Source organism: Haloplanus sp. GDY1 (genome assembly GCF_023703775.1).
GTDB classification, from domain to species: Archaea; Halobacteriota; Halobacteria; order Halobacteriales; family Haloferacaceae; genus Haloplanus; species Haloplanus halophilus.
The window spans coordinates 2,939,417-2,959,819 of record NZ_CP098514.1 but is presented as its reverse complement, the minus strand read 5'-3'; the positions used below and the strand labels follow the sequence as shown (position 1 = coordinate 2,959,819).

Here is a 20,403-nt window from a genome sequence, read left to right as displayed (position 1 = left end):
CGCATGCCCTACTGCGACGAACACAACGAGGTGTACAGCGGCGCCGAGTGTCCGGCCTGTGCGGGAGGGGCGGACGCCGACGGCGGAGGCGAGAGCCCGAGCGGGGGCGACTCCATCGGCGACGTGGTGGACGACGCCCTCGACGCCGCGAGCGACGCCGTGGAGTCGGCCGAGGCGGACGGCGACGTGGTCGCCGGCGACCAGGAGAAGACGGTCGACCGGAGCACCACCGTCGTCGACGACAGCACGGAGGTCCACGACCGGAGCACCACCGTCGACGACAGCGTGGTGCAGGGCTCGTCCATCGGTGCGGGCGAGGGCGCCGGCGAGGGACGGACCGTCGTCGACGACAGCGTCGTGCAGGACTCGACCATCGGCGGGGAGGGAGAGACGGACGTCTCGGACAGCGTCCTCGACGACGCGACCGTCGGCGACGAACACGTGGAGTCGGCGGTGGGGGACGTCGAGTCGGGGAGCGGGCCGGAACGGGATCCCGATCCGGATCCGGAGCCCGATGGCGCGGAGAACGACGAGTCGGCGTTCTGCATCTACTGCGGCACCGAGATCCCGGCGACCGCCGGCTTCTGTCCCGCCTGCGGTGAGGAGCAATGAGAAGCGCCCACAAGACACTTACCACCCGTTAATGATCCACCAACCACACCGCGACGAGAGCGAACTGGCATGACCGACATCGTCACCGAACTCCGAACGCAGGCGCTCGAATCGACCTACGGCGACGACCGGCGGGACGCGCTGGAGCGGCTGGCGGAGCGGTACGACCGGGCCGACGAGGCCGGCCGCCGCGAGATCCTCGGGACGCTCGCGGACGTGGCCCGGGACGCCACCCACCGGGAGGAGCGCGAACTGGCCCGGGAGCGACTGGAGGACCTCTACGAGCGCGACTCGTCGGCCGCGGGGACGGTCGTCAGCACCTACTGCTGGCTGGCCACCGAGGCGGACTACTCGAGCGAGCGCGAGGCGGCGCTGGACCGCCTCCGTCGGATCGGTCGAGGGGGCGTCTCGGCGGATCTCCGTGATCGGATCGCGGACACCTTCGAGACGGTGAGCGAGGAGGCGACCTACAGCGCCGAGCGGGAGGCGGCCCGGCGCGGGCTGTCGGAACTGCCCGACGACGGAGACGTTGCCGGGGGCGGAGGCGGAAGCGGCGGCGGGAGCGCCGCGTCGGGCGACGACCCGGAGAGCGGCGACGCCTACCTCGCCGTCTCGCTCACCGAACACCTCTCCGCCGCCCGGACCGAGGGAGCGGACGCGTGTCTCACGCGCGCGGAGGAACTCCACGACTTCGTCGACCGCCACCCGCTCGACGACGACGCCTACGGGGAGGTCCGCGACGACCTGTCGTCGCTGGTCGACCAGTTGAGCGTCGTCGCCGACGGCCAGTCGGACCTCGGCGAGGAACGACGCGCACAGGTCGAGCGGGTGGCCGACCGGACCAAGCGGCTCTACCTCCGCGACTGACCGGCGACCGGCACGCCTTTGAGCGGCGCTCCGGAACACGGAGTCATGCCAGACGACTCGGAGGATAGCGTCAGCGTCGGGGTACTCTCGCTCCACAACAGCAAGGAGACGAAGGCGATCCTGAACGCGGTCGAGGACCTGGGTCACGAGCCGGTGTGGCTGCGCCGGGAGAACACGACCGTCTCCATCGAGGACAGCGAGGTGACGGTCGACCCGGACGTGGACGTGGTCGCGAACCGGCTCCTCCTCTCGACGACGAGCGAGCCCGCCGAACTGCTGGGGCTGGCGACGACGTTCAACCGCATCCGGCCGATGCTGAACGAACCGGACGCGGTGCTGACGGCGATCCACAAGTTCGCGACGGCGGCGACGCTCGCGGACTGGAACGTCCGGGTGCCCGACGCCTTCCTCGCGCTGTCGAACGACCGCCTCAACGCCGGCCGGGGGCGGTTCGGCGACGTCGGCGTCTACAAGACGGCCATCGGCACCCACGGCGGCGGCACCTGGAAGGTCGACCTCACCGAACCCGTCAACCCGCGGGTCGGCAACCGGCAGGCGTTCCTGCAGGACCTCGTCGAGCGCGACGAGAGCCGGCACCGAGACCTCCGGGTGTACGTCGTCGACGACGAGATCGTCGGCGCGATGTATCGCTACGCGCCGGAGGGCGACTGGCGGACGAACGTCGCCCTCGGGGGCGACGTGACCGACGCGACCGACGACCTGCCCGAGACGGCGGCGGAGACGGCGCTGTACACGACCGAGGTGATGGGGCTGGACTACGCCGGCGTCGACCTGATCGAGGGGGAGGACGGCTGGTTCGTCCTCGAGGTCAACCCCACGGCGGGGTTCAAGGGGCTCTACCAGGCGACGGGGACGAGTCCGGCGCCCTACGTGGCGAAACTGGCCATCGAGCAGGCTGGCGGGGAGGTCGACGACGAGCGCGTCAGCACGCTGGCGGCGACGCTCGACGACTCGACGCCGTCGTGCAAGCCACGGATCACGCCGCCGGAACAGGAGGACCTCCCGGTCATCGGCTACATCGAGGACGTCATCGTCAGCGGGACGAGCGGCTCGAAGCAGGTGAAGGCCAAATCCGACACCGGGGCGACGCGAACCAGCATCGACACGGGGCTGGCCGCCGACATCGGCGCCGGGCCGATCAAGAGCATGACGCGCGTGAAGTCGGGGAGCGTCAAGTCCGGGAAGGCCCGGCCGGTCGTCGACCTGGTCATCGGCATCGGCGGCACCCAGCACACCGTCACCGCGAGCGTCGAGGACCGGGGCCACATGGACTACCCCCTCCTGCTCGGCCGCGACGTGCTGGAACACTACCGCGTCGACGTCCGGCGGCGGTCGGACGAGGAGGAGCGAAGCGACGGCGAACTGCTGGAGGAGTAGCCTTTTCAGCCTCGTTCCTGAAGTCGGGGGCGATGACGCCGCTGGAACTCGGCTTGCGCCTGATCGCGGGCCTGCTTCTCATCCTCGCGAACGGCTTTTTCGTCGCCATCGAGTTCGCACTCACCAGGGTGCGACAGTACCCCGAAGCGGAGTTCGACACGCCGGGGTTGCGGCGGGCGTGGGAGATGACCCAGGACCTCGAAATCTACCTCACGAGCTGTCAGGTGGGGATCACCGCCTCCAGCATCGCGGTCGGCATCGTCGCCGAACCCGCGCTGGCCGCGCTGTTCGAACCGATCTTCGCGGGGAGCGCGCTAGCAGGGATCGGCGCCGGTGCCCTGATCGCCTACGCCATCATCAACCTCCTGCATCTGACCCACGGGGAGCAGACCCCGACGTACCTGGGCGTCGAGCGCTCGAAGTTCGTCTGTCGGTACGGCGCCCGGCCGCTGTACTGGTTCGCGTGGCTCATCTCCCCGATCATGAAGGTCGGGGACAGCGTCGCCAAGGCGACCCTGTCGGTGTTCGGGATCGAGATGTCCGGCGCGTGGCTGGAGACCGAGGAGGAGGTGATCGAGTCGCGCGCGGAGCTCCGGAACCGGCTCGGCTCCCTGCTCGACGAGGGCGACGTGCCGGAGGAGCGCCGGGAGGAAGTGCTCAACGCCCTCGCCGTCGACGAGATGTCGGTCGCGGAGATCGTGACCGATCCCGACGACATCGTCGCGCTGTCGACGACGGCGTCGGTCGAGGAGAACCTCACGACGATGCGGTCGACCCCCCACACACGCTTTCCGCTCGTCGGCGAGGGCCTGACCGACCTGCAGGGAATCGTCTACACCCCGTCGGTGCTGACCCACCTGGAAGCCCTGGAGCGCGGCGAGCGGACGTTCGCGGACGTCGCGGCGCCGCCGATGACCCTCTCGGCGGACACGACCGTCAGCGACGCCTTCGATCAGTTCCAGGCGCAGGATCAGGAGCTCGCCCTGGTGCTCGAGGACGGCGAGGTGGTCGGCCTCGTGACCGCGACGGACACCCTCGAAGCCGTGATGGGCGACCTGGAGGATCCGCTGGACCGGGCGTACGACTAGCTCTCGTGGTGGTCCCAGACGTACAGCGTGGCGTACGAGCGGTAGGGTCGCCACGGCTCGGCGACCTCGCGCATCTCGGCGCGTGACTCGCAGCCGTAGAGGTCCTCGAGCCCCCGGCGGACGGCGAGGTCGCCGAGGGGGAGGACGTCCTCCCGCGCGAGGACGAAAAGCAGGTACATCTCCGCGGACCACCGACCGATGCCGGTGATCGTCGTGAGTTCGTCGACCACCGCCTCGTCGTCGTGATCGGCGAGGCCCTCGCGCGAGAGGTCGCGGTCCCGGAAGGCCTCGGCGGCGTTGCGGAGGTACTCCACCTTGGTGCCCGAGAGCCCGGCCTCGCGGAGCGCGTCCCGGTCCGCCGCGAGCACCGTTGCGGGCGTCACCTCGCCGAGCAGGTCGAAGACGCGCTCGCGGATCGCCGCGGCGCTCGCCGTCGAGAGCTGCTGGTTGACGATGCTCACGACGAGACGGCGGAACTCGTCGTCGGCCGGCCGGAGCCGTCGGTCGCCGTGGGTCTCGATCAACTCGGCCATCACGGGGTCGCGCCGGAGGACGCGCTGCCAGTCGCTCACGATCCACCCCCCGGAGCCAGCGGGTCGAACCGCTCCGGCCGGTCGAACAGGCGGTCGGCGGCGGCGACGGCGCCCACCGACAGGAGGAGCGTCGCCAGGATCAGGACGAGTCCGGGGTCGTACCGGAGCGGCGGGTGGTAGCCGAGCGCGTAGTCGAAGACGTCGTTGACGAGGAGGGCGCCGAGGGCGAGTTTCAGCGCACGGTCGGTCGTCCGGGCGTAGTAGGGGATCACGAGCGCCTCCGCGACGAACAGGAGGTGCGTGAGGACGATGCCCCAGTAGTCCCAGAGCGCCGCGCCGGCGAACCCGAGATACTGGTCGGGGTGGAGGTTGAGGGCGACGACGGTCCAGAGGCCGTACTTGACCAGCCAGACGAACGCGAAGGTGTGGAGGTAGACCAGCGGGGTGTTGGAGGGGGCGTCCGCGACCCGACGGCGGCCGAGGTTCGGGAGGAGCGTCGCGAGCGAGAGCGTCACGAGCGCGAGCGCGGTCGGCGAGTCGGCAAAGAGGGGATAGAGGAGGGTGGGGACGTCGGCGAGGGAGGTGGGCGTGGAGTGGACGTAGAAGCTGACGCCGACGAGGAAGGCGACGCCGTTGGCGACGAGCAACGTCGAGAGGCTGGGCGCGTTGCCGAGGTAGTACTCCACGTATCGCCCGGCGTCGAACGAAACCGTGACCATCGGTGGGTCACAGGGCCGGTCGGCGGTAAAAGCTGTCGCGTCGACGGGGCGATCCGTCGTTCGACCATTTAAGTAGGCGCCTCGCGGAGTGGGTGTATGACCTCGGACGCGGCCTTCACGTACAACGGCGGGAAGGTCGCCCCCGGCGAACGGCAGAATCTCCGCTATGGAATCAGCGAGACGTATCTCGGCGACCCGGTGCGCATCCCCGTCACGATAGTCAACGGGGAGCGGGCGGGGCCGACGCTGTTCCTCTCGGCGGCGGCCCACGGGGACGAACTCAACGGCATCGAGGTGGTCAGGGAGGTGGCCTTCGAGTGGGACCTCTCGGACCTGACGGGGACCATCGTCTGTCTGCCCGTGTTGAACGTCCCGGGCTTTCTCACCCAACAGCGGTACCTCCCCATCTACGACCGGGACCTGAACCGGTCGTTCCCCGGCGATCCCGACTCGACGAGCGCGAAGCGGATGGCCCACGCCATCTTCCGGAACTTCGTCGAGCCCTGTGACCTCGGCATCGACTTCCACACCTCGACGCGGGGGCGGACGAACATGCTCCACGTCCGGGCCGACATGGCGAATCCCGACGTCGCGAGGCTGGCACACGCGTTCGGGGCGAGCGTCATCGTCGACGGCGGGGGGAGCGACGGGACCCTCCGGGGGGAGGCCACGGGTGCGGGCGTGCCCACGGTGACGGTGGAGATGGGTCAGGCACACCGCTTCGAGCGGTCGCTCATCGACGACGCCCTCGACGGCGTCAAGAGCGTCTTCGCGGAGTACGGCCTCCGGGACCGCGACCTGGTCCGCTGGCCCGGGTGGCGGACGGTGGTGACGGAGAAGACGTGGATCCGGGCCGACGCCGGCGGCATCGTCGACATGCACCACGAGCGCGGGGGGCTGGTTCGCGAGGGGGAACGCATCTGCACCATCACCGACCCCTTCAAGGCCGACGGAACACCGGTCCGGGCGCCGTTCACCGGCGTGTTGATCGGCGTCCTGGAGAACCCGGTGGTCTACCCGGGCAACCCCATCTGTCACCTGGCCGACCTCGACGAGGGGACGGCGCGGATCGTCGAGCGACGACAGGCGGCTCGGTGATCGACGGAATCGGTGGACTGCGACGGGGCGTTCGGGACGGCGCTGTACGTAACTTCTATACGACCCCGGTCCCGACTGCGGGACGAGCATGAGTCAGTCCTACGATCGGGGCCTCATCGAGGACTTCGGCCGGTGGCGGGAGTTCTCGGCGGGAATGTGGGCCTGGATCTTCCACAAGTTTACGGGGTGGGTGCTGATCGGGTATCTGTTCACCCACGTGGCCGTCCTGAGTACGGCCCTCACGTCGGCGAGCGCCGATCCCGCGACGGTCGCGGCGAACCAGGACCTCTACACGCAGACGATCCGGACGCTGGAGAGTCTGCTGGTGGTTCGCGTCCTCGAAGTCGGGCTGTTGGCGGTGGCCGTGTTCCACATCCTGAACGGCACCCGGCTGCTCCTGGTCGATCTCGGGATCGGCCTCGGCTCCCAGGACCGGAGCTTCTACGCGTCGCTGATCCTGACCGGGGCCATCGTCGTCGCGAGCGTGCCCACCTTCCTCGCGGGGGTGTCGCTCTGATGGCCGAGCGCTACTCCTCTTTCACCGCCGGCGGCCGCCTGTGGCTCTGGCAGCGGATCACCGCTGCCTTCCTCATCGTCGTGTTGGCGTTTCACTTCTTCCTCCTCCACTTCGTCCACCACGCGGACGAGGTGACCTTCCTCATGAGCGCCAATCGGATGGAGACGTGGAGTTACTACTCGCTGATGATCCTCTTTCTGGTGACCGCGACGTTCCACGGCGTCAACGGCGTCTACAACGCCCTGATCAACGCGGGGCTGACGGGAACCAAACGGCAGGTCGTCAAGGTGGTTCTCGTGGTCGCGAGCCTCCTCCTCCTGGTGCAGGGCTTCCGCACCGCGAACGCCTGGGCGGGCATCGACCTCCTCCCGATACTATGAGCACGCAACGACCCGAACCCGAGGCCGAGACGGAGAGCGCGGAAACCGACCCCGAGGCCGAGACGGCACAGGACCGCCGCCTCGACGAGAAGCGCCGGCGGGCCGAGGAGCGCGAACGGAAGCGCGTCGAGGAGGCCGAACGCGCCGCCGCCGACGCGGAGCGGTACCACCTGAAGGTGTTCCGCTACGACCCCGAGGTGGAGGGGAAACAGGAGCCCCGCTTCGACGACTTCCACGTCCCCTACGAGACGGGGATGACGGTGCTGGACGCCCTCATCTACGCGCGCGACGAGTTCGACGCCAGCCTCACGTTCCGACACTCCTGTCGGCAGGCCATCTGTGGCTCGGACGCGCTCTTCATCAACGGCTCCCAGCGCCTCGGCTGTCAGACCCAACTGTCGGACCTCGATCAGCCGGTGCGGATCGAACCGCTCCCCCACCAGGAGGTGGTGAAGGATCTGGTCGTGGACATGGAGCACTTCTACGACCAAATGGAGTCGGTCGAGCCGTACTTCCAGACGACCGACCGACCGGACGGGGACCTGGAGGAGCAACGACAGAGCCGCGAGAACCGCGAGAAGATCAAGACCTCGACCCGGTGTATCTGGTGTGGGGCCTGCATGTCCTCGTGCAACATCGCGGCGGGCGACAACGAGTATCTCGGCCCGGCGGCGATCAACAAGGCCTACCGCTTCGCGATGGACGAGCGGGAGGGTGAGGACATGAAACAGCGGCGCCTGGAGATCATCGAACAGGAACACGGCGTCTGGCGGTGCCAGACCCAGTTCTCCTGTACGGAAGTGTGCCCGAAGGACATCCCCCTGACCGAGCACATCCAGGAGCTGAAACGCGAGGCTGTCAAGAGCAACCTGAAGTTCTGGTAACCATGCACGAATACGACGTCATCGTGGTCGGCGCGGGCGGGGCGGGCCTGCGCGCGGCCATCGCGGCACAGGAAGCGGGCGCGGACGTGGCGATGGTCACGAAACTCCACCCCGTCCGGAGTCACACGGGCGCCGCGGAGGGCGGCATCAACGCCGCGCTCCGCGAGGGCGACGACTGGGAGCTCCACGCCTACGACACCATGAAGGGGTCGGACTACCTCGGCGACGCCCCCGCCGTCGAGGCGCTGACCCAGGAGAGTCCCGAGGAGGTCATCCAGCTCGAACACTGGGGGATGGCCTTCTCCCGGGACGACGACGGGCGGGTCTCCCAGCGGCCCTTCGGCGGCCTCTCCTTCCCGCGGACGACGTACGCGGGCGCCGAGACGGGACATCACCTCCTGCACACGCTGTACGAGCAGGTGGTGAAACGCGGCATCGAGGTGTTCGACGAGTGGTACGTCCTGAACCTCGCGGTGTCGGACGAGGACGAGCCGACGGACCGGACCTGTCACGGCGTCGTCGCCTACGAGACGGCGACGGGGAACGTGGAGGCCTTCACGGCCCGCGACGGGGTCATCCTCGCCACGGGCGGGCTGGGACAGGTGTACGACCACACCACGAACGCCGTCGCGAACACGGGCGACGGCGTCGCGATGGCCTACCGCGCGGGCGTCCCCGCCGAGGACATGGAGATGATCCAGTTCCACCCGACGACGCTTCCCTCCACGGGCGTCCTGATCTCGGAAGGGGTGCGCGGCGAGGGCGGCATCCTCTACAACGAGGAGGGCGAGCGGTTCATGTTCGAACACGGGTACGCGAACAACGACGGCGAACTCGCCTCCCGCGACGTCGTCTCGCGTGCGGAGTTGACCGAGGTCAACGAGGGCCGCGGCATCGAGGACGAGTACGTCCACCTCGACATGCGCCACCTCGGCGAGGAGCGCATCGTCGACCGCCTGGAGAACATCCTCCACCTGGCGGAGGACTTCGAGGGCGTCGACGGGCTGGAGGAGCCGATGCCCGTCAAGCCCGGCCAGCACTACGCGATGGGCGGCATCGAAACCGACGAGTTCGGGCGGACCTGCGTCGACGGCCTGTACGCCGTCGGCGAGTGTGCGTGTGCGAGCGTCCACGGCGCGAACCGTCTCGGCGGCAACGCTCTGCCGGAACTGATCGTCTTCGGCAAGCGCGCGGGGCGACACGCCGCGGGCGAGGACCTGGGCGACCCCCGCGTGACCGTCGGCAGGGGAGCCGACGCGGAGCCGGGGACCCTGGAGCCGCCGGTCGAACTGGGCGAGCCGTGGAGCGCGGACGGGGACGCCGTGGCCGACGGCGGCGCGACGGCCGAGACGGCCGAGGCCGTCGTCGAACGCGCCCTCGAACGCGAACGCGAGCGCGTGAACCGCCTGCTGGAACGCGACGAGGGGACCCAGCACGCGGACATCCGCGCGGCGGTCCAGCGGACGATGACGGAGAACGTCAACGTCTTCCGCGAGGAGGACGCGCTGAAGGAGGCGCTGGTCGACATCCACGCCGCCCGCCAGCGCTACCGGGACGTCTACGTCGCGGATCCCTCGAGTACGTACAACACGGACCTGATCCAGACCATCGAGACGCGCAACCTGCTGGACATCGCCGAGATGATCACCGTCGGGGCGCTCGCCCGCGAGGAGTTCCGGGGCGCCCACTGGCGCAAGGAACACCAGGAGCGCCGCGACGACGAGTGGCTCAAACACACGATGGTCTCCTGGTCGGACGGGGCGCCCGAACTCTGGTACAAGCCGGTCGTGCTGGAGGGCGAAGCGAAGACCTACGAGCCGAAAGAGCGGAGCTACTGATACGGGCGATCCTCACGGTTTACCGGTGGGTCACCCAGACGATCCGCCGACCGCAGACGTGTCATCCATCTAATTATTCTGTCTGAGAATTGGCCGCTTGATTTAAAACTCGGGAAGCCGAGGATCCACCGAACACGTCGACGCGTGTCCGTGCGGGAGCATCGATCCCCCCGGCTCCGGCCCGGCGTGTCAAGACAACCATGAATTTCAAGGAACTACTGACGGAGGATCGGGCGGTGAGTCCGGTGATCGGCGTCATCCTGATGGTGGCCATCACCGTCATCCTCGCCGCCGTCATCGGAACGTTCGTCCTCGGACTCGGCGACCAAGTGAGCGAGAGCGCACCGCAGGCCAGCTTCAGCTTCGACTTCTCTGCGGGAGGGGGTAACGGCTTCAACGGCGGTAGCAGCGACTACGTGAACCTCACCCACGAAGGCGGCGAGACCCTCGAGAAGTCCAGCATCGAGGTCGACGGGAGCGACGGGGGCGTGAACCAATCCAGCCCCTTCCCCAACGCCACGATCAGCGCGGGAGACGGGGCCAGTTACAACGAGGTCAACTCCGGCGAGACCATCCGCGTCATCTGGACCAACCCCGCCGGCGGCAGCACCAACACCATCGCCCGCGCCACCGCGCCGCAGTAACCGACGCCGCGACACCGCCATTCTTTCGACGCATCCGACCCGGTGAGCCGCCGGCTCGCCGACGGATCGGCCGTCGCGTGTCCGCGGGAGGACCACGCGCCCAGATATCAATATCGATAATTGACGGGCGAGATTTATCATCCAGCACCGCCTTCGGTCGCACACCACGTCGACGCGTGTCCGTGCGGGAGCATCGATCCCCCCGGCTCCGGCCCGGCGTGTCACTTAACCATGAACTTCAAGGAACTACTGACGGAGGATCGGGCGGTGAGTCCGGTGATCGGCGTCATCCTGATGGTGGCCATCACCGTCATCCTCGCCGCCGTCATCGGCACGTTCGTCCTCGGACTCGGCGATCAAGTGAGCGAGAGCGCACCGCAGGCCAGCTTCAGCTTCGACTTCGACATGAACGACAGCGAGGTAACGATCACCCACGAGGGTGGCGAGACGCTGGAGAGCAGCAACATCGCCGTCGAGGGGAGCAACGGGACACCTAATGGGGCCACCTTCTCCGGTGACACCATCTCGGCCGGGAACTCCTCGACGTTCAGCGGCGTCAACCCCGGCGAGACCATCCGCGTCATCTGGACCAACCCCGCCGGCGGCAGCACCAACACCATCGCCCGCGCCACCGCGCCGCAGTAACCGACGCCGCGACACCGCCATTCTTTCGACGCCGACGCCGGTGAGCCGCAGGCTCTCGGGGAGCAGCCGAAATTAGTATCTCCCGTGATAATTTGCGGGGCGGACTTATGACTCGCCGCCGCGTTTCGCGTCCCACACACGTCGACGTGGGGCTGCACGGGAGGGGCGTCTCCTCGGCTCCGGCCCGGCGTGTCCCACACCCATGCAACTCAAGACCCTACTGACGGAGGATCGGGCGGTCAGCCCGGTCATCGGCGTGATTCTGATGGTGGCCATCACCGTCATCCTCGCCGCCGTCATCGGTACGTTCGTCCTCGGACTCGGTGACCAGGTGAGTGACAGCGCACCGCAAGCCAGCTTCAGTTTCGAGTTCTCGGACACGGGCGACGACGGCTTCGGCGGCGGGGCGGACGACTACGTCAACCTCACCCACGAGGGCGGCGAGACGCTCGAGGCCGCCGATATCGACGTCGACGGCGACGCCGGCGACGTGAATCAATCCAGTCCCTTCCCCAACGCCACCATCAGCGCCGGCGACACCGCCAACTACAACGAGGTCGACGCCGGCGAGACGATCCGCGTGGTCTGGACGAACCCGAACGGCGGGTCGACGAACACCATCGCCCGCGCCACCGCGCCGCAGTAAGCGGCGTCGCGGCCCGTTCTCGAAACCGTCAGTATCAGTAGCGACGGGGTTCTACGTGGCGCCATGGACACCGACGCGTTTCTGAGCCGGGACGTCCTGCTGGTCATCGCCCTGCTCGTGGTCGGCATCGGGGGCTCGGGGATCGCTCGCGCACTACTCCACGAGCAGGGGTACGACACCCTCGGATCCGTCGTGTTCGTGCTCGGCTACGGATCGATGGTCGTCGTGCTGTGGTGGGGGTGGATCAGGCCGCTGGACATCACCGGACCGAGCGGCCGCGGGGAGTAGCGGTCGCCGACGCCCGACCGTAAACGGAACTTTAATGGCCGATTCCGGGCGAGTTGTGAGTACGAATGCTCCCGTTACAGGTCATCGACGGTTTCCTGCTCCAGTACAACGTCGGGCAGGCCCTGCTGTTGATCTTCATCCTCGCCACGGTCGGGACGCTTCCCCTGAAGTCGAGGCGGATCATCGCCGCCAACGTGACCGTGTTCGGCCTCGTGTTCATCATGACGCCGCAGGCGCTGGCGCCGATGCACTACCTGTTTCTCGGCATCGTCCTGCTGGTCGTGGGGCCCGTGTTGTGGGTGACGGCCGAGCGGTGAGGAGCGCGACGTTTAACCGGGCGAGGGCGCAACCGGACGTATGACGAACCCGGGAGTCCCCGGCGACACGCGCGAGATCGACCTCCCCTGCGGGGAGTCCGTTCCCGTCACGGAGTTCGACCTGGGGATGCGGGAGTTCGAGTGCCCCTGTGGCGACGCGCACGCCGTCGTGATGGACGTCCACCCACCGGAGCGGTTCCTGCCGGAGTTCCTGGTCGAGGTGTTGCGGGAGACGGTCGAGACGACCAGCGAGGAGATGCCGGAGTTCGACACGCCCCACCTGCTCGGGGTCGTCCTCGAGGAGTTCCCGGCGAAGGTGGCGACGGCGGACCTCAGCGAGGAGGGTGACGTCGGCTACGCGCTGCTGTGGGTGACGGAGTTCGACGCCCGTCGCCTCCACGAAGTCGTCGTCGAACTCGTGATCGAACTGATGGAGCACGCGGTCAGCCACGCCGAGGACGACGACACGATCCAGGAGTTCGAACGACGGATGCTCGAGTTCGACGTGGCGACGTTCGTCGACCAGTACCGCGAGGAGCGGGACCTGGACGCCGACGACGTCTACGTCTGACAGCCGTCGGACGGTCGTCTCACTGAACACTAAGGCGTTCCCGGCCGTTGTAGGACGTATGCGCCCCCAATCGACGCAGTACGAGCAGCTTCGGGGCGTGCTCTCCGAGGCCGACGAGCCGTTGACCGCCCGCGAGATCCTGTCGTTGCTGGAGGAGCACGAGGAGTTCGAGAGCGCCCACCGCGTCGCGACCGTCCTGGGTCGCTGGGCCGAAGAGGGCGAGGTGGAAGTGCTCCAGGGGAGTCCGTACCGCTACCGGCTGAACACCTGAGCGTCGCACGACGCCGGGATCGGCCGTCCCACGGACGCTCCCCGGCGGCGGGAGAGCCCCTCCGACACGCGTGGGGATTTCGAAATCCGTAATTTAGTTGCGTATCTCGTATCATTTCGTCGGGCTTATTACGATGTGCGGACTCGGATCCGATGATGACCGACGAGGCCACCGTGGCGGGGAGTCCCGCCACCGAATCCGAGAACCGGACCATACTGTTGATCGGAAGCGGCCCGATCCAGATCGGACAGGCCGCCGAGTTCGACTACTCGGGCGCGCAGGCCTGCCGAGCCCTGCAGGAGGAGGGCGCTCGGGTCGTCCTCGTCAACTCGAACCCCGCGACGATCATGACGGACCCGGAGATGGCCGATCGGGTGTACATCGAACCCATCACGACCGAGGCCATCTCGGAGATCATCCGCCAGGAACAGCCCGACGGCGTGATCGCCGGGCTGGGCGGACAGACGGGGCTCAACGTCACCGCCGAACTCGCCGAGGAGGGGGTGCTGGAGGAACACGACGTGGAGATCATGGGCACTCCCCTCGACACCATCTACGCGACCGAGGACCGCGACCTCTTCCGCCAGCGGATGGAGAACATCGGTCAGCCGGTGCCCGCCTCCACCGTCATCTCCCTGGAGGACGACGAGTCCGCCGAGACCATGAGCGAGGACGCGCTGCGTGACCGCGTGGGGGCCGCCGTCGACGAGGTCGGTGGCCTCCCCGTCATCGCGCGCACGACCTACACCCTCGGCGGGTCGGGGTCGGGCGTCGTCGACGACATGGACAAGCTGGTCGAGCGCGTCCGGAAGGGGCTCCGCCTCTCGCGGAACGACGAGGTGCTCATCACCGAGTCCATCGCCGGCTGGGTCGAACTGGAGTACGAGGTGATGCGCGACGCCGACGACTCGACGATCATCATCTGCAACATGGAGAACATCGACCCGATGGGCATCCACACGGGCGAATCCGTCGTCGTCACGCCCTCGCAGGTGATCCCCGACGAAGGCCACCAGGAGATGCGCGACGCCGCGCTCGAAGTCATCCGGGAACTGGGTATTCAGGGCGGCTGTAACATCCAGTTCGCGTGGCACGACGACGGCACCCCCGGCGGCGAGTACCGGGTGGTCGAGGTCAACCCCCGCGTGTCCCGGTCCTCCGCGCTCGCCTCGAAGGCGACGGGCTACCCAATCGCCCGCGTGACCGCGAAGGTGGCGCTGGGCAAGCGCCTCCACGAGATCGAAAACGAGATCACCGGCGAGACGACCGCGGCGTTCGAACCCGCCATCGACTACGTGGTGACGAAGGTGCCCCGGTGGCCGAAGGACAAGTTCGACGACGTCGACTTCACGCTCGGCCCGGCGATGAAGTCGACGGGCGAGGCCATGTCCATCGGGCGGACCTTCGAGGAGTCGCTGCTGAAGGCGCTTCGCTCCTCGGAGTACGACCCGGCGGTCGACTGGGCCGACGTCGACGACGAGGAACTGGAGTCGGAGTATCTGGTGCGGCCGACGCCGGATCGCCCCTACGCCATCTTCGAGGCGTTCGACCGCGGCTACACGGTCGACGAGGTCGTCGAGTTGACCGACATCAAGGAGTGGTACGTCGAGCGGTTCAGGCGCATCTCCGACGCGGTCACGGCGGCCGCCGAGGGCGACTTCACCGAAGCGGCGATCAAGGGCGTCACCAACGCCGAAATCGCGGCGACCGCCGGCGCCGACGTGGGAAGCGTCGAAACCGAGGTGCCGGGGCGGACCTACAAGCAGGTCGACACCTGTGCCGGCGAGTTCGCGGCCCAGACGCCGTACTACTACTCCTCGCGCAAGCCCGAGTTCGTCACCGGGCCCTTCGAGGGCGACGCGGCGGCGGGCGAACTCCGCGTCGACCGCGACGTCGAGAGCGTCGTGGTCGTCGGCGGCGGCCCCATCCGCATCGGGCAGGGCGTGGAGTTCGACTACTGTTCGGTCCACGCCATCCAGGCGCTCCGCGAGGAGGGCATCGACGCCCACGTCGTCAACAACAACCCCGAGACGGTGTCGACGGACTACGACACCTCCGACGGCCTCTTCTTCGAGCCGATCACCGCCGAGGAGGTGGCGGACGTGATCGAGGCCGCGGACGCCGACGGCGTGATGGTGCAGTTCGGCGGCCAGACCTCGGTCAACATCGGCCACCCGCTGGAGGCGGAACTGGAGCGTCGCGGCCTCGACTGTGAGATCCTCGGCACCAGCGTCGACGCCATGGACCTCGCGGAGGACCGCGACCGGTTCAACCGCCTGATGGACGAGCGCGGCATCGCCCAGCCGGAGGGCGGCTCCGCGACCAGCGAGGCCGAGGCGCTCGAACTCGCGAGCGACATCGGCTACCCCGTCCTCGTGCGTCCCTCCTACGTCCTCGGCGGCCGCGCGATGGACGTCGTGTACGACGACGAGGAACTGAAGGAGTACATCGAGGAGGCCGTTCGCGTCTCGCCGGACAAGCCGATCCTCATCGACGAGTTCCTCGCCGACGCGGTGGAACTGGACGTCGACGCCGTCGCCGACGGCGAGGACGTGATCGTCGGCGGCGTGATGGAACACGTCGAGTCCGCCGGCGTCCACTCCGGCGACTCGGCGTGCATGATCCCGCCCCAGGCCGACGAGGTGCTCGACGTGATGGACCGCGTGCGCGAGGTGACCGTCGAGATCGCGCGCGAACTCGACACCGTCGGCCTCCTGAACGTCCAGTTGGCCGTGAAGGACGGTACGGTGTACGTCCTCGAGGCCAACCCGCGGTCCTCGCGGACGGTCCCCTTCGTCTCGAAGGCGACGGGCGTCCCCATCGCCAAACTCGCGGCGAAGGTGATGGCGGGGTACGACCTCGACGACCTCGACGTCCAGGAGCAGGTCCCCGAGAAGGTGAGCGTCAAGGAGGTCGTCCTGCCTTTCGACCGCCTGGAGGGGAGCGACCCGCGCCTCGGCCCCGAGATGAAATCGACCGGCGAGGTGATGGGCACGGCCGAACACTTCGGCAAGGCCTACGAGAAGGCCCAGTCGGCGACGGGCAAGCCCATCCCGACCGAAGGGGTCGCCGTCGTCGACCTCTCGGCGGCGGAGTTCCCCGGTCCCGACACCGAGGAGGGACAGGCCCTGCTCGACGGCTTCGGGGAGTACTTCGACGTGCAGGAGTTCGACGACCTGCGCTCGGCGATCCGCGCCGGCGAGGTGGACGTCATCGTCTCGCGGAACCGCGAGGCCCTCGAAGTCGCCGTCGAGGAGGACGTGACCTACTTCTCGACGCACGCCTCCGCGAAGGCCGTTCTGGAGGGGCTGCGCCACCACGACGACCCCATCGACGTGCAGGCCACCTCGGACCGCCCCAAGCGGCAGACCCAGTGGGGCGGCGAGTAGCGACCGACGCGCGGTCGCTCCGCTAGTCGAGTTTGCCCAGCGCCTCGAAGAAATCCGCGGTCGGCCCGGCGACGCGCATCGGCGAGTCGGCTCGGCCGACGTCGACCGCCGTGGGCGGGTCGAGTTCTCGGAGGACCCGCCCGTCGCCGACGACGACCGCCCGGTCGGCGTTCTCGACGGTCACGCCAACCGTGCTGTCCGGACCGACCACGAGCGGCGGCATGCCCTCGCTCGCACACATCTCGTTGACGACGATGGCCTCGACGCCCGGATGCACGAGCGGCCCGGACTCGCTGAGGTTGTAGGCCGTGCTGCCGGTCGGCGTGGCCACGAGGACGCCGTCGGCGGGACCGGCCGAGTAGCGCGCGCCGTCGATCCGGACGTCCACCTCGACGCCGCCGCCGGGGCCGCGGATGGGTCCCTGGACCACGACCTCGTTCGTGACCGGCGGCGCGGTCCAGTCGTCGCCGCTGGCGGCCAGTCGCGGCGTCTCGCGCACCGACATCTCCCCGGCGCGGAAGGCCGCCACCTCGTCGAGGACGACCTCGACGGCCTCCTCGGGGCCGACCGCGTTGAGAAAGCCCACCTCGCCGAGGTTGACCCCGAGGATCGGCGTACCGTCGGCGCCGCGGGCGGCAAAGAGGAAGGTGCCGTCGCCGCCGATGCTGACCACGAGGTCACAGCCGTCGAACGCCTCGATCGGCGTGCCCTCCAGGTCGAGCGTCTCGGCGGTGGTGGTGTCGACCGCCACCGTCACGCCCTCGTTCCGGAGTCGGCGTCGCAACTCCGCGGCGAGAAAGGCCGCCCGACTGTTGTCCTTCTGGGCGACGAGACCGACGTACATACCCCGCCCTCGCCCCGTGAGAAAAAAAGCCCACCGAACGGACAACATTCATGGCATCTCCGGCCGGAGTCACCCTCGATGGCGAAACACGCGGGGAGAACCGTCGGAAGTGGCCACCGTCGGCGGCCGGGTGGGCGTGAGCGCCCATGAGCGAGGACGACGACTGGTTCGAACGAGCCGTCGGTGAGCCGGACGAGGAGGCCGACGACGACCGGTCGGCGACAGACGGGGAAACCGACGACCGGTCGGCGACAGACGGGGAAACCGACGACCAGTCGGCGACCGACGGGGAGGCCGACGACCGGTCGGCGACCGGGGCGGAGTCGGCCGGGACCGAGGAGGCGGACGTCCCGACCGACCCCCCCAGCGACGCGTTCTCCGGACTCGGCGACGAGGGCACCGAGGACGACGGCGGTGGTTCGCCGTTCGACCAGGATTTCGCGAGCGCCTTCGAGAACGCGCCGGATCCCGCGGGCGGGGTCGGCGGCGGTGGGGCGTTCGGTTCGGGGCCGGAGGGTCCGGGCGGCGGTCCGGGTGGCGGCCCCGAGGGCGGGTCCGCCGACCCGTTCGACGACGAGGAGTTCGAGTCGGCGATCGATCGGATCGACCTCGGGATCGAAGGCCTCGACGACATGATCCTCGGGGGCGTCCCGCGGCGCTCGCTCATCTCGGTCATCGGGTCGGCGGGGACCGGGAAGACGACCTTCGGCCTCCAGTTTCTCAACCGGGCGCTGGCCGACGGCAAGCGGGGCGTCTACGTGACCCTGGAGGAGAGCACGGACCGCATCTACGACACCGCCCGGGAGAAGGGCTGGTCGTTCGCGGAGTACGCCGACGAGGGACGACTCGCCGTCGTCCACCTCGATCCGGTCGAGATGGCGAACAGTCTGGCCAGCATCCGGAGCGACCTGCCGGACCTGGTGAAGGAGTTCGGCGCCGACCGTCTCGTCCTCGACTCCGTGTCGCTCCTGGAGATGATGTACGACCACCCGTCGGACCGGCGGAGCGAGGTGTACCAGTTCACCCGCTCGCTCAAGGAGGCGGGCGTGACGACGCTCGTGACCAGCGAGGCCAGCGGCGACAACCCCTACAACTCGCGGTACGGGATCATCGAGTATCTGGCGGACGCGGTGTTCGTCCTCCAGTACGTCCGCGCGTCGGACTTCCAGGAGACGCGGCTGGCGGTCGAGATACAGAAGATACGCGACGCGAACCACTCCCGGGAGACCAAGCCCTACGAGATCACGAACGAGGGGCTCAGCGTCTACCGGCAGGCGAACATCTTCTAGTCGTCGGCGGTCGCGGGCGACTCGCGGGCGACCGGGTCGAAGCCGTCGAGGTGGACGAACTCATCGGCCGGCCGGCGGAACTTCCGCGGTCGCTCGATGTCGGCGGCCTCGTCCTCGGGGTAGCCGAGCGTGACGAGACAGACGGGTTCGTAGTCGGCGGGCACGTCGAACTCCTCGTGGACGGCGTCGGCGTCGTAGCCGCCCATCGGACAGGAGGCGATGCCGCGGTTCCAGGCGGCGTGCATGAGCGCCATGGTCGCGAGGGTACAGCTCTGGACCGTCCAGACGCGGCGCGTCTCCTCGTCGGCGTTCGCGAGGCCCTCGACGCTGTCGAGGCGGGCCTCGGCCGCCTCCTCGTCGGGGAGGTAGCCCTTCTCCAGCAGGTCCCGCGTGACGCGCTCGGCGTGATCGCTCGGGTCCAGCGTCCCGAGGACCACCACCGCGGCCGCGGCGTCGGTGACGTGTTCCTGGCCGTAGGCGACCGACTGCAGGCGGTCGAGGTCATCGCCACGCACCACGAGGAACTCCCACGGCTGGAGGTTGAACGAGGAGGGCGCGAAGCGCACGTCCTCGAAGAGGTCGTACAGCGTCTCCTCGTCGATGTCGGCGTCGGAATACTGGTGGACGGATCGTCGAGTGTGAATGACGTCGTCGAACTCCATCACCGTCCCCAGGGGTTCGACGGACAAGTACCGGCGGAAGGCGGCCGAACTCGCCGGGTGTGAACCGTTCGCGGACTACCGAACGACGGTCACCGGGACGGGCGAGCGGCGGACGACGTCCTCGGCGACGCTCCCGAGGAGGATGCGTGAAACCCCCTCTCGGCCGTGACTCCCGAGGACGACGTGATCGAACCGGTCCTCGCCCGCCACCTCGACGGCGACGCGGGCGGGGCTTCCCACCTCGATCCGGGTGTCGAGCGGCCGACCGGCCAGTTCGCGGGCCGCGTCGAACTGTTCCTGTGCGGTTTCGCGGGCGCGCTCGTACCACGTCTCCGAACTCCCGGGGAAGGCACGCTGTGCGAACCCGGACGTGACCGGGTCGACGACGTAGAGGAGCGTGACGTCCGCGTCGGGCCACTCCGAGACCACGAACCGCAGCGCCGCCTCGGACTGCGGCGTGCCGTCGAAGGGGACGAGGATACGGTCTACCATACCGACACGTACGCGAGGCGAGTACAAAAACGGTGCCCGCGACGCGAACTGGATCGGGGCGTGGCTTAGGGCGGGGGCGGACGAACCCCCGCTGTGCCCGAACGAACCACGCTCACCGACCTGGACGGCCACCCGCACGCCGAGGTGTTCGAGACGCGTCGCCCCCGGGCAGTGCGACTCGAACTCGACGCCGGGGAGGCGGTGCCCCGACACACCCACGAGGGAACGCACGTCGTCCTCCACCTGCTCGACGGCCGGCTCGAACTCGACCTCGACGACGAGACCTACGACCTCCGCGCGGGGGAGGTGATCCGATTCAGCGGGGACCGGGAGGTGTCGCCGGCGGCGGTCGAGGACAGCACGGCGCTGGTGGTCTTCGCGCCGGCGGGGTGACACACGCAGCCCTTTTCA

Annotated in this window: 24 protein-coding genes; 19 read left to right on the top strand and 5 right to left on the bottom strand. The window is 68.7% G+C overall.

What is annotated here, in order from left to right; all coding sequences use genetic code 11:
* Positions 1-3: 3 nt before the first annotated feature.
* The 4 genes from NBT67_RS15810 to NBT67_RS15795 all read left to right on the top strand — a co-directional run bounded on the left by NBT67_RS15810 (position 4) and on the right by NBT67_RS15795 (position 3,965).
* Positions 4-612, top strand: coding sequence for a zinc ribbon domain-containing protein (locus NBT67_RS15810; protein WP_251342723.1), 609 nt, complete (start codon positions 4-6; stop codon positions 610-612).
* A 69-nt stretch (positions 613-681) separates the two neighbouring features.
* Positions 682-1,479: a hypothetical protein gene (locus NBT67_RS15805; RefSeq protein WP_251342722.1), complete on the top strand. Its 798-nt coding sequence runs from the start codon at positions 682-684 to the stop codon at positions 1,477-1,479.
* A 45-nt stretch (positions 1,480-1,524) separates the two neighbouring features.
* On the top strand, positions 1,525-2,877 hold the full coding sequence (locus NBT67_RS15800) for a putative ATP-dependent zinc protease (RefSeq protein WP_251342721.1): 1,353 nt from the start codon (positions 1,525-1,527) through the stop codon (positions 2,875-2,877).
* A 32-nt stretch (positions 2,878-2,909) separates the two neighbouring features.
* Positions 2,910-3,965, top strand: a complete 1,056-nt coding sequence (locus NBT67_RS15795) for a CNNM domain-containing protein (protein ID WP_251342720.1) — start codon at positions 2,910-2,912, stop codon at positions 3,963-3,965.
* On the opposite strand, the gene NBT67_RS15790 is transcribed toward NBT67_RS15795, so the two are convergent.
* Entirely contained in the window at positions 3,962-4,540 is a 579-nt protein-coding gene (locus NBT67_RS15790) for a DNA-3-methyladenine glycosylase family protein (RefSeq protein ID WP_425498924.1), read from the bottom strand. The genes NBT67_RS15795 and NBT67_RS15790 overlap by 4 nt on opposite strands.
* On the bottom strand, positions 4,534-5,217 hold the full coding sequence (locus NBT67_RS15785; RefSeq protein WP_251342719.1) for a DUF1405 domain-containing protein: 684 nt from the start codon (positions 5,215-5,217) through the stop codon (positions 4,534-4,536). Before NBT67_RS15785 ends, NBT67_RS15790 begins: the two co-directional genes overlap by 7 nt.
* Positions 5,218-5,313: 96 nt before the next feature.
* Here NBT67_RS15785 and NBT67_RS15780 point away from each other — a divergent pair, with 96 nt between their 5' ends.
* The 13 genes from NBT67_RS15780 to carB all read left to right on the top strand — a co-directional run bounded on the left by NBT67_RS15780 (position 5,314) and on the right by carB (position 16,705).
* Complete coding sequence (locus NBT67_RS15780) at positions 5,314-6,315, top strand: succinylglutamate desuccinylase/aspartoacylase family protein (protein ID WP_251342718.1); 1,002 nt, start codon at positions 5,314-5,316, stop codon at positions 6,313-6,315.
* 88 nt (positions 6,316-6,403) lie between these two features.
* Positions 6,404-6,832, top strand: coding sequence for a succinate dehydrogenase, cytochrome b556 subunit (sdhC, locus tag NBT67_RS15775; RefSeq protein ID WP_251342717.1), 429 nt, complete (start codon positions 6,404-6,406; stop codon positions 6,830-6,832).
* On the top strand, positions 6,832-7,212 hold the full coding sequence (locus tag NBT67_RS15770) for a succinate dehydrogenase/fumarate reductase transmembrane subunit (RefSeq protein ID WP_251342716.1): 381 nt from the start codon (positions 6,832-6,834) through the stop codon (positions 7,210-7,212). The genes sdhC and NBT67_RS15770 overlap by 1 nt, the downstream gene beginning before the upstream one ends.
* Complete coding sequence (locus NBT67_RS15765; RefSeq protein WP_251342715.1) at positions 7,209-8,096, top strand: succinate dehydrogenase/fumarate reductase iron-sulfur subunit; 888 nt, start codon at positions 7,209-7,211, stop codon at positions 8,094-8,096. The genes NBT67_RS15770 and NBT67_RS15765 overlap by 4 nt, the downstream gene beginning before the upstream one ends.
* Before the next feature lie 2 nt (positions 8,097-8,098).
* A complete protein-coding gene (locus NBT67_RS15760; RefSeq protein ID WP_251342714.1) occupies positions 8,099-9,934 on the top strand; it encodes an FAD-binding protein in 1,836 nt (611 codons plus the stop codon).
* Positions 9,935-10,134: 200 nt separating this feature from the next.
* Positions 10,135-10,578 carry a type IV pilin domain-containing protein gene (locus tag NBT67_RS15755; protein ID WP_251342713.1) on the top strand — a complete coding sequence of 148 codons (444 nt, stop codon included), beginning with the start codon at positions 10,135-10,137 and terminating at the stop codon, positions 10,576-10,578.
* A gap of 231 nt (positions 10,579-10,809) precedes the next feature.
* A complete protein-coding gene (locus NBT67_RS15750; RefSeq protein WP_251342712.1) occupies positions 10,810-11,223 on the top strand; it encodes a type IV pilin domain-containing protein in 414 nt (137 codons plus the stop codon).
* A gap of 202 nt (positions 11,224-11,425) precedes the next feature.
* On the top strand, positions 11,426-11,869 hold the full coding sequence (locus tag NBT67_RS15745) for a type IV pilin domain-containing protein (protein WP_251342711.1): 444 nt from the start codon (positions 11,426-11,428) through the stop codon (positions 11,867-11,869).
* A gap of 63 nt (positions 11,870-11,932) precedes the next feature.
* Positions 11,933-12,157, top strand: coding sequence for a DUF7996 family protein (locus NBT67_RS15740; RefSeq protein ID WP_251342710.1), 225 nt, complete (start codon positions 11,933-11,935; stop codon positions 12,155-12,157).
* A gap of 65 nt (positions 12,158-12,222) precedes the next feature.
* Entirely contained in the window at positions 12,223-12,474 is a 252-nt protein-coding gene (locus tag NBT67_RS15735; protein WP_251342709.1) for a DUF8006 family protein, read from the top strand.
* A gap of 40 nt (positions 12,475-12,514) precedes the next feature.
* Positions 12,515-13,045 (top strand): DUF5815 family protein, encoded by a 531-nt coding sequence (locus tag NBT67_RS15730; RefSeq protein ID WP_251342708.1) that lies wholly within the window; start codon positions 12,515-12,517, stop codon positions 13,043-13,045.
* Positions 13,046-13,103: 58 nt separating this feature from the next.
* Positions 13,104-13,316: a hypothetical protein gene (locus NBT67_RS15725; RefSeq protein WP_251342707.1), complete on the top strand. Its 213-nt coding sequence runs from the start codon at positions 13,104-13,106 to the stop codon at positions 13,314-13,316.
* Between the two features lie 155 nt (positions 13,317-13,471).
* Complete coding sequence (carB, locus tag NBT67_RS15720) at positions 13,472-16,705, top strand: carbamoyl-phosphate synthase large subunit (protein ID WP_251342706.1); 3,234 nt, start codon at positions 13,472-13,474, stop codon at positions 16,703-16,705.
* 22 nt (positions 16,706-16,727) lie between these two features.
* Here the strand turns inward: carB and NBT67_RS15715 are convergent, their stop codons facing one another.
* Positions 16,728-17,549 (bottom strand): NAD(+)/NADH kinase, encoded by an 822-nt coding sequence (locus NBT67_RS15715; protein WP_251342705.1) that lies wholly within the window; start codon positions 17,547-17,549, stop codon positions 16,728-16,730.
* 146 nt (positions 17,550-17,695) lie between these two features.
* On the opposite strand from NBT67_RS15715, the gene NBT67_RS15710 reads away from it, so the two are divergent.
* The gene (locus NBT67_RS15710) at positions 17,696-18,838 is read left to right on the top strand and encodes a KaiC domain-containing protein (RefSeq protein WP_251342704.1); all 1,143 of its coding nucleotides are present in this window, start codon (positions 17,696-17,698) and stop codon (positions 18,836-18,838) included.
* Here NBT67_RS15710 and NBT67_RS15705 read toward each other — a convergent pair.
* On the bottom strand, positions 18,835-19,500 hold the full coding sequence (locus NBT67_RS15705) for a nitroreductase family protein (protein ID WP_251342703.1): 666 nt from the start codon (positions 19,498-19,500) through the stop codon (positions 18,835-18,837). The two genes, NBT67_RS15710 and NBT67_RS15705, sit on opposite strands and share 4 nt — an antisense overlap.
* Before the next feature lie 75 nt (positions 19,501-19,575).
* The gene (locus tag NBT67_RS15700) at positions 19,576-19,992 is read right to left on the bottom strand and encodes a universal stress protein (protein WP_251342702.1); all 417 of its coding nucleotides are present in this window, start codon (positions 19,990-19,992) and stop codon (positions 19,576-19,578) included.
* A 93-nt stretch (positions 19,993-20,085) separates the two neighbouring features.
* Here NBT67_RS15700 and NBT67_RS15695 point away from each other — a divergent pair, with 93 nt between their 5' ends.
* A complete protein-coding gene (locus NBT67_RS15695) occupies positions 20,086-20,385 on the top strand; it encodes a cupin domain-containing protein (RefSeq protein WP_251342701.1) in 300 nt (99 codons plus the stop codon).
* Positions 20,386-20,403: the final 18 nt, after the last annotated feature.